We start from the raw sequence: 11,723 nt of genomic DNA, 5'->3' as shown, positions 1-11,723 counted from the left end.
GCCACGTTTCAGGGGACGGGATGTCCTTTCTTCACCATCGTTTGTTTGCATTTTCACTAGGGGACACAGGACTACATGGATATCGGTCTGCGCGAGTGGCTGATCGTCATTGGCATCATCGTAATTGCCGGCATTCTGTTCGATGGCTGGCGCCGCATGAGTGGTGGTAAGGGGAAACTCAAGTTCAAGCTGGATCGCAGCTTCTCCAATGCCGCGGATGACGATGAAGATCCGAACCTCCTCGGCCCGTCACGGGTCAAGGATCGCTCACATCAGGAGCCTTCCCTGGATGAGGAAGACCTGCCTTCCCTGAGCGCCCGCGAGGCCGGGAAACGCCGCGGCGAGCCGCAGCAGGGCGACCTGAACCTCGACGAGCCGGTGCCGACCCTGCTCAACCCCGTCGATGAAGGCAAGAAGAACGGCAAGGCCCATCCGCAGATGCAGGCTCAGGAAGTTCCGGTCGAGGAAGTCCTGGTCATAAACGTCGTTGCCCGCGACGAAGCTGGCTTCAAAGGCCCGGCCCTGCTGCAGAACATTCTGGAAAGTGGCCTGCGCTTCGGCTCCATGGACATCTTCCATCGCCACGAAAGCATGGCCGGTAATGGCGAGGTGCTGTTCTCCATGGCTAACGGCGTCAAGCCCGGCACGTTCGACCTGGATGACATCGACCACTTCAGCACTCGCGCCGTGAGCTTCTTCCTCGGCCTGCCGGGTCCACGGCATCCGAAGCAGGCCTTCGATGTAATGGTTGCCGCCGCGCGCAAGCTCTCCCAGGAGCTGAATGGCGAGCTGAAGGATGACCAGCGCAGTGTGATGACTGCGCAAACGATTGAGCATTACCGCCAGCGCATCGTCGAATTCGAGCGCAAGCACCTGACCCAGAAGCGCTGATCCGTCGCGCAGTCAACGAAAGAGCAGCCCCGGCTGCTCTTTTTGTTTCAAGAGAAAGAGCTAGAACCATGACCGATGCCCAAACCGCCGCCGAACGCATCCTCGCGCTGCGCGCCGAGCTGGATGCGCACAACTACCGTTACTACGTGCTGGACGAGCCGAGCGTGCCCGATGCCGAGTACGACCGTCTGTTCCGCGAACTGCAAGCCCTGGAGGCTGAACATCCCGAGCTGGTGACGCCGGATTCCCCGACCCAGCGGGTCAGCGGCGCGGCCTTGTCGGCCTTCGGTGAAGTGCGCCATGAGGTGCCCATGCTCAGCCTGGGCAACGCATTTGAAGAGCAGGATCTGCAGGATTTCGATCGCCGCGTGCGCGAGGGGCTGGGTGAGCTCCTGCCGGGTGGCGACCTGTTCGGGGATGGTCCGCAAGTGGAGTACACCTGCGAACCCAAGCTGGATGGCCTGGCGGTGAGCCTGCTCTACGAGAACGGCGTGCTGGTGCGTGGCGCGACCCGTGGCGATGGCACCACGGGAGAAGACATCAGCAGCAACGTGCGCACCATCCGCAATGTGCCGCTAAAGCTGCAGGGAACTGGCTGGCCGGCCGTCCTGGAGGTGCGTGGCGAGGTCTACATGTCCAAGGCCGGCTTCGATGCGCTCAACGCACGCAACCTCGAACTGGGTGCCAAGACCTTTGCCAACCCGCGCAATGCTGCGGCGGGCAGCCTGCGTCAGCTGGACTCGAAGATCACCGCGAGTCGCCCCCTGGAGTTCTGCACCTATGGGTTTGGGCGGGTCGAGGGTGAGCTGCCGGACGATCAGTACGCCGTTCTCCAGGCGCTCAAGGGTTGGGGATTGCCCATCAGTCGTGAGCTGAAGCTGGTGAAAGGTGCTCAGGGTTGCCTGGATTACTACCGCGACATCGGCGAGCGCCGTGACGGCCTGGCCTATGAGATAGATGGCGTGGTCTACAAGCTAAACAACCTGGCCTGGCAGCGGGAGTTGGGTTTCCGCGCCCGCGAGCCGCGCTGGGCGCTGGCCCACAAGTTCCCGGCGCGCGAAGAGCTCACTGAACTGCTGGGCGTGGAATTCCAGGTTGGCCGTACCGGCGCCGTAACGCCGGTCGCGCGCCTGAAGCCGGTGCAGGTGGCCGGTGTCACCGTGTCCAATGCCACTTTGCACAACATGGATGAAGTCGAGCGCCTGGGCCTGATGATCGGCGACACCGTGATCATCCGTCGCGCGGGCGACGTGATCCCGCAAGTGATGCAGGTGGTACTGGAGCGGCGCCCGGCCGATGCGCGTCCGGTGCATATCCCTGAGCAATGCCCGGTCTGCGGTTCGGCGGTGGAACGCACGCAGCTCATCAAGCGTGGCAAGGGCAAGGAGACGACCAGCGAAGGTTCTGTGTATCGCTGCGTCGGTCGTCTGGCCTGTGGCGCCCAGTTGAAGCAGGCGATCATCCACTTCGCCTCGCGCCGAGCCCTGGACATCGAGGGGCTGGGTGACAAGATCGTCGAGCAACTGGTGGACGTTGGCCTGGTTGCCTCGCCGGCTGATCTCTACACCCTCAAGTACGAGCAGGTGGTGGAGCTGGAAGGTTTTGCCGACCTTTCTACCCGCAATCTGCTGGCCGCAATTGCCGACAGTCGCAAGCCGCCGCTAGCGCGCTTCATCTATGCACTGGGTATTCCTGATGTGGGTGAGGAAACTGCCAAGCTGCTGGCTCGCGCCCTGGGGTCCCTTGCGCGTATCCAGCAGGCCCTGCCGGACGTACTCACCTACTTGCCGGACGTGGGGTTGGAAGTTGCCCACGAAATCCACGCGTTCTTCTCCGATGACCACAACCAGAAGGTGATTCGCAGCTTGCTGGAGCGTGGCGTCGAGTTGCAGGAAGAGGGCGGTCTCAGCCCAGAATTTGCCGCCTGTGCCACCTTTGCCGGCTTCATCGAAAAGCTCAATGTCTCCGGCATTGCCAGCACTGGCGCGAAGAACCTTGCGGATAAGACCGGCAGCCTGGAAGGCCTCATAGTCCTTAGTCGCGACTGGCTGGACCTGAGTGTGATGAAGGGCCTGAACGAAAAGGCCAAGCAGGCGCTGCGCGAGTACTTTGCCGTCGACGAGAATGTCCTTCGCGCCCAGGCAATCGAAGCCCAGTTACGTGAATTCGGCATGCACTGGGATAGCGAGAGGAAAGCGGTGGAAGGACTGCCTCTTGCCGGGCAGACCTGGGTGCTCACCGGCACCCTGGAAGTCATGAGCCGGGATGTGGCCAAGGAAAAGCTGGAGGCGCTGGGCGCCAAGGTGGCGGGTTCGGTGTCGGCGCGTACCCACTGCGTGGTGGCCGGTCCCGGTGCCGGCTCCAAGCTGGCCAAGGCCAATGAGCTGGGGGTCCGGGTGCTGGATGAGGAACAATTCCTGGCAGAACTGGCCAGTTTGAGCTGATCCGTACTTCTGGGCATGAGAAGGGGCGGGCCAGATGGTCCGCCCCTTTTTTATTTACTTGTTGACCGCGTCAGTCAGGGCCTTGGCCGGAACGAACTTGACCACCTTCTTCGCGGCGATCTCGATGGCCTTGCCGGTTTGCGGGTTGCGGCCGGTGCGGGCCGGACGCTCGCCTACCTTCAGCTTGCCGATGCCCGGCAGGGTGATCTCATCGCTGTTCTCCAGGGAATCGCTGACGATCTCGCTGAGCTGTTCCAGCATGGCGCGCACGGCGGCCTTGGTGGTGTCGGTGGCTTCTGCGATGTCAGAGATCAGCTGGTCTTTGGTGAGTGCCATGGTGTTGCTCCATTCAATAAGTGTCTGGCTTGTGGCCGGGCCGGTCGCGCCGGCCCTGATGAGACCAGCGGAGCGACTGGAAGTGCGGCACGGGTTGTAGCTGCGAGCCGCGACCGCTGGGCAAGCTAGCACAAAAGGGCCAGTGAGCCTGTGCTCGATGCCCGGCTTTGCGTCGATTTGACGCAACCTGCCGTCGGTCTCGGCAGCCGACGACAGGTCGTCACTGGCATCTCTGGACCAACGTCTCCAAATCTCGAAGTCCGCAGCGTCGCTCGTGGGCCCTGAACTCTCTTGAGCGACTACGCTTGCCCTAGATGTAACAAGCGCTAAGGAGAGCCGCCATGCTACGTGCCTTTGCCAACCTGGGTTTCCGCTGGAAAGTCGCCTTGCCGATCCTGGTGCTGGCCCTTCTCATGGTGCTGGTAGGCGGTCTCGGTATGCAGGGAATTGGCAAGGTGGCCGACTCGAGCAAGCGACTGACCAATCGTTACCTGCCTGCCATCAGTCTGCTGCTCAATGCCGACCGCGATCTCTACCAGGCCTTCATCGCCGAGCGCAGCTTACTGGACGAGGCGGCCGGTGAACACGCACAGGCACTCAAGGCCGGCCATGCCGAAAATCTGCAGCAGGCCTATGACCGGGTGCACAAGTACGCCGCGATGGATTCCAGCCCCGAAGCCCAGCAATTGGTGGCCCACTTCGATCGTGGCTACTCCCAGTGGAAGGCGACTTCGCAGCAGGTGGTGAGCCTGTCTGCCCAGGACCCGTTTGCGGCCAGTGCTCTCAGTTTCGGTGACAGCGAGCGTCAGTTCGCGTCCATGCGCGATGCCATCGACAAACTCGGAGAGTTGGAAGACAAGGCCGCCAACGTCGAAGGGCAGGCGGCTATCTTGCAGGGGGAGGCCCGCACCTGGCAGCAGGGGCTGGCCATCGCCTTCGGCCTGGTTCTTTGCGTCGTGTTAGTCATCGGCTTCCCGATGCTGGTGACCCGGCCGTTACACAACTTGCTGGAGCGCATCGAGCAGATTGCCGATGGGGACGGCGACCTTCGTGTGCGCCTGGAGGTCTTGTCGCGGGACGAGCTGGGCAAGCTCAGCCAAGCCTTCAACCGTTTCCTCGACAAGCTTCAACCGCTGATCCGTGAAGTCAGCCGTGTGACTGGAGAAGTAGCCGATTCGGCGCGCAGCCTGGCCGGGCTCGCGGCGGCGAACGATCGCCTGATCAGCAGCGAGCATGCTGCCGTGGATCAGGTAAGCACCGCCGCCACTGAAATGAGCGCGGCCGTTCACGAAGTGGCGCGCAATGCGCAGAACGCGGCGGATGCGGCGCATTTCGCCGAGGAGCAGTCCCGGGAGGGAGCGCAGGTGGTAGGGGCTACTGTCGCCGTCATCCGCCAACTGGCGATGGAGGTGGAGAACGCATCTGCAACCATCAGCACGTTGGAGCAGGAAACTGCCAACATCGGTGCCGTACTCGCGGTAATCAAGGGCATCGCTGACCAGACCAACCTGCTAGCGCTGAATGCCGCCATTGAAGCCGCGCGGGCTGGCGAGCAAGGACGGGGGTTCGCCGTGGTTGCAGACGAGGTGCGAGCCCTGGCGGCCCGGACGCAGGATTCAACCAAGGACATCCAATTGATGATCGAGCGTCTTCAGGCTGGCGTGCAGGAAGCGGTCAAGGCCATGCGCACGGGTAGCCTGAAAGCGAGGGACAGCGTAGAGCGCGCGGCTGGTGTCGACCAGGCGCTGACGGATACTGGCGACTCGGTTCAGCGGATCAACGACATGGCGGCTCAGATCGCCACTGCCTGCGAAGAGCAGAGCAGCGTTACCGAAGAGATCGCCCGCAATATCAGCGATATCCGCGACCTCTCCAACGAGGCTGCGCAAACCTCGGAACAGAGCACCCAGGCCAGCCAGCACCTTTCCCAGCTTTCCAGCGGCCTGGCCCAGTTGGTGGGGCGCTTCCAGGTCTGATTCGCAAGTGCTTGTAAGGAAACCGTTTTTAGCGGTTGTAAGTTGGCGAAGAGCCGGTACAATGGCGCGGCTCGCCGATCTGGCGAGCTGTGTGATGGTGGCCCTGCCGGTCCCCCCGCAACGATCAGCCGTGAACCCGGTCAGGCCCGGAAGGGAGCAGCCGCAGCGGTGAAATCGTGTGCCGGGGTGTGGCTGGTGGGGTCACCTCCAATTCCTAAGTCTTTAATTCTAAAAGACTTTTCTCGCCAAAAATCGAAGTGTGTGACAGCGTTTTGGTACACCTAAGTGGTGCACCGTGCAGCGCATCGTATCCGCTTCGTCTGTATCTTCAAAGCTCAATTCAGTACCCCTCGACTGGCAGCTATCTTCGTGCAATGCCTCATGCTTTCTTGGTAAGCGTGACGTTCAGGGAGGAAGCCGTATGCGTGCGTTATCCGTTCTTGTGCTGTTGGCAGCGTTCGGAGTGGCCCATGGCGCCACCTTCGACGGCAACGATTGCCTTGATGATTGTTCGGGTCACCAAGCAGGCTATGAATGGGCAGAGTCAAATGATATTGACGATGACTCTGCCTGTAGTACGGATTCACCTTCATTCAACGAGGGTTGCCAATCCTTCGTGGACGGGGGAGGCGGGTTCACTGAAGATGAAGATGAAGATGACGATGACGAAGAGGAAGACGAATAGTAATTGATCGTCAGTGATCGCCACGGCTCAAGTCTGTTCGCCCGTCCTGAGCTTCTCGCATGGCTTGGCTCGGAGCAGTACTTGCCAATTGCCAGTAATGCCGCCTGTCACTACGATGAAGTCGTCCTCAGCAAGGAGCGTGACATGGAATTCATAGAGCGACTGAATGCGTTATCTGCCAAGGTCCGGCAGCAAGGCGGGGCGATTCAAACCGAAGAGGCCACCAAGACGGCGTTGGTAATGCCCTTCATCAACTCAGTGCTTGGTTACGATGTGTTCGACCCGTCTGAGGTGACGCCTGAGTACGTCTGCGACATCGGCACCAAGAAAGGCGAGAAGATCGATTACGCCATTCTGAAAAATGGCGAGATTCAGATTCTGATCGAATGCAAGAAGATCGGTGAGCCGCTGCACATCAACCATGCAAGCCAGTTGTTCCGATACTTCCACGTCACCAGCGCCCGAATTTCTATCCTCACCAATGGCCAGGTCTACAAGTTCTTCACGGACCTCGATGCACCCAACAAGATGGACGAGAAGCCGTTTCTGGAGCTCGATCTACTGGACGTTGATGAACACATTCTGCCGGAGCTTCAGAAGATCACCAAGGCAGCGTTTGATGTTGACTCGATCATCAATGCTGCTGGCGAGCTGAAGTACGTCAGTCAGATCAAGCGGGAGATGGCTGCTCAGTTCAACCAGCCTGACGACGACTTTGTGAAGTTCTTCGCGGCCCGTGTTTACGACGGGATCATCACGCAGAAGGTGAGGGAGCAGTTCGCCACGCTCACCCGAAAAGCAGCGGCCCAGTTCCTCGGGGATCAGGTGAATGATCGCCTCAAGTCCGCTATGAGCGGAGCCCTCCAACCATCGTTTGCGGTAGCCCCGGCAGAGACAACCGTAACTAACGAAGCAGCGAACGAGCAGGAAGAAGATCGGGTTCAGACGACACTGGATGAACTGGAAGGCTTCCACATCGTCAAGGCGATTGTCCGGGCAGTAGTTGATGCAAAGCGAATTGTTCACCGCGACACGCAAAGCTATTTCGGCGTGTTGCTGGACGATAACAATCGGAAGCCGATTTGCCGCCTCCACTTCAACCGCAGTCAGAAGTACATAGGGATCTTTGATCACGAGAAGAACGAAACTCGACATCCCATTACTTCCCTAGATGACATCTACAGCTTCGCAGAGCAGCTCAAAGGGGCTGTTGCGTACTACGAGTGACTGCTGGGCTGATTCTTTGTCCCCGTATGAGGCCTATCTCTGGGTGGGCCTTATGGAGCTGCATTTCGAATGATCAACCCGCTTATTGACTGGAGCAAGTCGGAGACAGAGACAGCCATTGCATTGGCTGCTTTACTTTTCTCGTTCGCTTCGCTGGTGGTATCTTGGAGAGGCTTTGCAGTATCCAAGAGGTCCTTGAGAATTAGCCTGAGTGATCACTCTGAGAAGTTCAGAGAGATAAAGCCTTACCTCATTAGCTGCTATAAGTGGACTGACGGGTTGGAAGGGAAGTTCGCGTCGTTCGCTGTGCTATATAACAACTCAGCAAGTATGCCCTGCACAATTCAACGAATAGACTTGCGGGTTTCGTATGTCGATGATTCGGATGAGGTTAGATCTATTATTCTTTCCCCTGATTTACGAGTGCGGAGCAGCGAAAAAGATGGGCTTTCTAGATTGGAGCCGCCGCTGAATATATCGGCAAAATCTTCTATTTCAGGCTGGGTTACCTTCATGCTTCCAGATAGCTTTGATCGAGAAAAAATTATAGATAGCTATTCAGTGGATGCTCATTCCTCAGATTCAAGGATTACAGTTACGGCTTATATTATTCCTGAAGTAGTGGGGGCAGTTGAGCAAAAATGAAGAAGGCACAACTGATTCCAATTGTTGGTGATGGTGCCATTGCTGCTCCTTTCTTTGGAGATGGAAGGCTTATTCCTGTCTTGATAGTTGATTGCGAAAATTGCCCAGCATTGCAGGATCTAATATTACTGCATCAAGGGTTGCCGCCAGGGGATGTTGTGTCTACTTGGGCTATCAAGAGATTCAAGAATTGGTCTGTGAATTTGCATCTCGACTTCAGTCGTCCGCTAGAGCTAAGCGTGATGTTTAGGTTTGATGCGAGAAAGCAGTTTGCTTTGATGGATGGAATTGTGAAGGCAAAAGGCGTCTACCTTCAGCCTGCATCAAGTGGAATTAAAGTAAGTGAAGGGCTGGCCAATCCTAAGGTGTTGATCGAGTTGCCAGCGGAGTTGCCTAGATGGGAGTCGATCTATCTTGATGTTGTTTTCTCGAGGTTGGTGAATTCTGGCTTTTCAAAGAAGGAGGCGAAACAAGCGGCCGCTGAATATATTTTCCGTATGAGGGAGTTCTGGTCGAAAGGTATTCGTAACTTAATGGTAGGTAAGGAATTCGGAAAGTGATATGTAAGGCGTGCTGCTGCACGGATCACGCTTTTTAGTATGGTTTAATATTTTTTGTGTCGCGGTATGGTGGAATCCTAATGGCAGTGCTCGCGTCTGCGTTCGCTATTAAAGATTGGCACATTAGCGCGTACTGTTTGGATTGTTAGTCTGCCGATCAAGGAGGGGTTTATGTCTTTTTTGACTGATGAGGAGTATCAGGATTTAAAGATTAGCAACATGATTCTTCATGTAGTGGGTGATGGGAATTTTGTTGCTGAGAAGAAAAGAACAATAGAGCATGAAGAGTTTTTTATTGAAAGGATCAGAGATACTGATAAAGACGCTGTTTATAGTTTTTCTGAAGATTCTTTTACAAAGCTGAGGCTAGAAAAAATAGCTGTCGGGGAGGTGGATTTTGAGCGGGGGGCACAAGAACTCTCTCGTGCATTTTCCTTACAGCATGTTGGTGGAAGTCGGGATGGTGCATTTTTTGTATTTGAACTCACGTGCGGTGATGAAGGGAAGAGGATCTATAGCTTAATTAAGTATGATTATCGGGAGGTTATTGAGCAAGCCAATGGAAAAGATGGAAGTCTTCTGAGGAAAATTGTTCAGGCCTTCATTGGTGATAAAAGGGCCATTCAAAAGGCCGCAATTGTTAGGATTAGCAACGGAGTTGCCGAACTTCAAATATCCACGCTAGATAGAGCAAGGCCTTCGCCAGAGTTAAGTGATTACTTCGCGGGTTTTCTGGATGTAACCAGAACTCGTAGTGATGAAGAGCTTAGTTCGGCAGTGAAGGAGGCGGTTAGGCAAACATTCAATGCATGCAAAAATTTGCTCCCAGAGGAAAACGTTCCTCGTGCAATAGCACATGCTGTTGGGTTGTTGCGTGAGAGACAGGAAGTTGATGAGGACGCTATAGTTGATGCGGTAATTTCCGCAGCTGGTTTTCCTGAAGAAGAAGAGACACGTGTACGTCTGCAGAATCAGGCCAGGAAGACCATAAAGAAGATGCGATTGGATGGTCTTAGATTTAAGCCAGATCGTCGAGTGTTAACTAAGCCTCCAATGCGGAAGGTTAAGACCACAGAAGGGGTCACGATCACCTATCCAGACGACGCAGGGGCAACAGTGGAGCGAGTTCCACAGAAGGGCGGCGGAGAGAAAATTACAGTTACTACTCGAAAAGTGACTGAGGATAGGATTCTCCGTGATAGCTCTAGCTGAGCTCCTTGATGAGCTGCACACGGAACGTCGTGCGATTCTATTTGAGTCCGAGAGCACGGTTTCTGTTTCAGAGTTAACGCTTGATGATGTGCGAGCGATAATTTCTGAATTAGAGTTGTTGTCATGGGGGTTCTCGATAAGTGACTCGGAACAAAATGTTTGGGGAAGGGATGAGTTAGCGGCAGAGCTGGCGCCCTTTCGAGTAGTTATAAACAAACCTGCTTCAAGAGTTAATTGCATTCGGCTTTTGACATTGGAAGGGTTTAGGCAAAGCCTCGAGAGTGACTTGGAGGCAGTGCGATGGGAGATCTCCTATCTAAAAAAAGCCTTTGCGACAAAGTCTAGGATATTTACTCCTTGGAATAACAATGGCTACTTTTTGCCTGAGGCAATCAAGAAAAATCCAAGGACGCTTCTGAAGAATTATGGGGCCGAGGATCTTGTTCCTAGGGATATTGGTTCTTGGTTGCTAGCTGATTATGATGTTGAGTTTGATAACCCCGCTTTCGAAGTTTGGGCTAATATGTCTATCTGTAAACTTCTGGCTATTCTGCCGAATGAAATCAATGAGAGTGGGGATGAGTTGAAATTTAATGGGCCGCCAAGGCTAAAGCTTTCTTTCTCTGCTGATGAGCCGGAATTGTTAAAAAAGCTATCTGAGGCGTCCTTTGTTGGTCTGCAGCGTGCGGTATCGTGGGTTTTTGACAGTGATAGAGAGGTAGAGTCAAGACAGATATTGTTGTCCGCTGAAGTTGCAAGGTCTTCGAGTAAGGAAGCGCCTGCTGTTGAATGCGTGAGAGAGAATATTTTATCTGCTCTTTCTGCTGCGAAGATCGCATACAGATTGGCGGTATCTGAGATAAGCAAGGAGACGCTAAAGAGTTTGGCTGAGCTGAGAAAGTCTGTTTCGGATGAAACTGCCAAGCTAGCAGACTCTACTAGGCAGGTGGTTACAGCAGTCGCAGGTGCATTTGCTGTTGGACTTGGCCTGCTTGCAGCAAAAGCAACAACATCTACACAGAGCTGGCTGTTGGTGTCGTTGTCGGTAATGGTAGCAATATATGTTGCAATGGTAATTGCTTCAGGTATTCACTTCTTGCGTCTTCAGAGAAGGCTTCGAAGTGAATGGCATTCACGTTTGTATCGATTCTTGCCGATGGCTGAGTACAGTAGAATGGTTACTGTCCCAATTGGATCTGCGGAACGAGTACTCTTTCGTGTCTCTAGTTTTGGAATGACAGTGATATTGATACTTACAGTGCTTGTGTTTATCTTCACTTTCAGTGGCGATAGGCAGCAGCCAGGAATAGCTAAAAATCCAAGTAACGAAGCTGGTTCGAAAGTGTCAGGGGCTCCATGGAAACATGAGAGTTTTATTATTGTTCCGCTTATCGATGGAAAGGCTGACGCGAAACCTGTTGGAGAGTTGCACTGAGCAGCATAGTAGAGGTCAGAGGCCCGCAAGCAATGTTGATAGGTCAACCTCTAATGCGTCGGCTAAGACTTTAATTGCATCTAGGCTTGGATTGGCTCCGCCTGTCTCAATCCGAGACATGTATGTACGGGCAAAACCGCATTTGTCCGCGAAGGCTTCCTGATTCATGCCTTTACCTTCGCGAAGCTCACGGATTCGGTGGCCAAACTGGCGGCGTAGCGATGGGGATTTGGGTGGGGATGGCATTTCCCAATGGTCATGGCATGTGCTCTAATCGTGAACACACTAATCGTGACATTATGATGGTCATGT

11 protein-coding genes, 1 other RNA gene and 1 pseudogene are annotated in these 11,723 nt (G+C 55.1%); 11 read left to right on the top strand and 2 right to left on the bottom strand.

All coding sequences use genetic code 11. The features are described 5' to 3' along the window. Positions 1–75: 75 nt before the first annotated feature. Positions 76–891, top strand: a complete 816-nt coding sequence (gene zipA / locus D6Z43_RS10350; RefSeq protein ID WP_120651846.1) for a cell division protein ZipA — start codon at positions 76–78, stop codon at positions 889–891. A 68-nt stretch (positions 892–959) separates the two neighbouring features. After that, entirely contained in the window at positions 960–3,335 is a 2,376-nt protein-coding gene (ligA, locus tag D6Z43_RS10345; RefSeq protein ID WP_120651845.1) for an NAD-dependent DNA ligase LigA, read from the top strand. A 54-nt stretch (positions 3,336–3,389) separates the two neighbouring features. Here ligA and D6Z43_RS10340 read toward each other — a convergent pair whose 3' ends face one another. Continuing rightward, complete coding sequence (locus D6Z43_RS10340; RefSeq protein WP_120651844.1) at positions 3,390–3,671, bottom strand: HU family DNA-binding protein; 282 nt, start codon at positions 3,669–3,671, stop codon at positions 3,390–3,392. A gap of 341 nt (positions 3,672–4,012) precedes the next feature. Between D6Z43_RS10340 and D6Z43_RS28765 the strand changes: the two are divergent. From D6Z43_RS28765 to D6Z43_RS27870, 9 genes and pseudogenes are all read left to right on the top strand, one after another. Continuing rightward, positions 4,013–4,486: pseudogene (locus tag D6Z43_RS28765) on the top strand (MCP four helix bundle domain-containing protein); the annotation flags it as partial. A gap of 3 nt (positions 4,487–4,489) precedes the next feature. Continuing rightward, positions 4,490–5,647, top strand: a complete 1,158-nt coding sequence (locus tag D6Z43_RS10335; RefSeq protein ID WP_371924414.1) for a methyl-accepting chemotaxis protein — start codon at positions 4,490–4,492, stop codon at positions 5,645–5,647. 104 nt (positions 5,648–5,751) lie between these two features. Next, positions 5,752–5,848, top strand: an RNA gene (gene ffs, locus D6Z43_RS10330) — signal recognition particle sRNA small type. A 220-nt stretch (positions 5,849–6,068) separates the two neighbouring features. Continuing rightward, positions 6,069–6,332, top strand: coding sequence for a hypothetical protein (locus D6Z43_RS10325; protein ID WP_178083604.1), 264 nt, complete (start codon positions 6,069–6,071; stop codon positions 6,330–6,332). Between the two features lie 144 nt (positions 6,333–6,476). After that, positions 6,477–7,559: a type I restriction endonuclease gene (locus D6Z43_RS10320; RefSeq protein ID WP_120651842.1), complete on the top strand. Its 1,083-nt coding sequence runs from the start codon at positions 6,477–6,479 to the stop codon at positions 7,557–7,559. 69 nt (positions 7,560–7,628) lie between these two features. Next, positions 7,629–8,204, top strand: a complete 576-nt coding sequence (locus D6Z43_RS27880) for a hypothetical protein (protein ID WP_162945832.1) — start codon at positions 7,629–7,631, stop codon at positions 8,202–8,204. After that, positions 8,201–8,764 carry a hypothetical protein gene (locus D6Z43_RS27875; protein WP_162945831.1) on the top strand — a complete coding sequence of 188 codons (564 nt, stop codon included), beginning with the start codon at positions 8,201–8,203 and terminating at the stop codon, positions 8,762–8,764. The genes D6Z43_RS27880 and D6Z43_RS27875 overlap by 4 nt, the downstream gene beginning before the upstream one ends. 171 nt (positions 8,765–8,935) lie before the next feature. Beyond that, entirely contained in the window at positions 8,936–9,976 is a 1,041-nt protein-coding gene (locus D6Z43_RS10310) for a nucleoid-associated protein (RefSeq protein ID WP_120651840.1), read from the top strand. Continuing rightward, complete coding sequence (locus D6Z43_RS27870) at positions 9,960–11,411, top strand: hypothetical protein (RefSeq protein WP_162945830.1); 1,452 nt, start codon at positions 9,960–9,962, stop codon at positions 11,409–11,411. The genes D6Z43_RS10310 and D6Z43_RS27870 overlap by 17 nt, the downstream gene beginning before the upstream one ends. A gap of 15 nt (positions 11,412–11,426) precedes the next feature. Here the strand turns inward: D6Z43_RS27870 and D6Z43_RS10305 are convergent, their stop codons facing one another. After that, positions 11,427–11,657 carry a helix-turn-helix domain-containing protein gene (locus D6Z43_RS10305; protein ID WP_120651839.1) on the bottom strand — a complete coding sequence of 77 codons (231 nt, stop codon included), beginning with the start codon at positions 11,655–11,657 and terminating at the stop codon, positions 11,427–11,429. Between the last annotated feature and the right edge of the window lie 66 nt (positions 11,658–11,723).

Origin of the sequence: Pseudomonas sp. DY-1 (genome assembly GCF_003626975.1) — a bacterium.
Taxonomy (GTDB): domain Bacteria; phylum Pseudomonadota; class Gammaproteobacteria; order Pseudomonadales; family Pseudomonadaceae; genus Metapseudomonas.
This window is presented reverse-complemented; position numbering and strand designations above follow the sequence as displayed.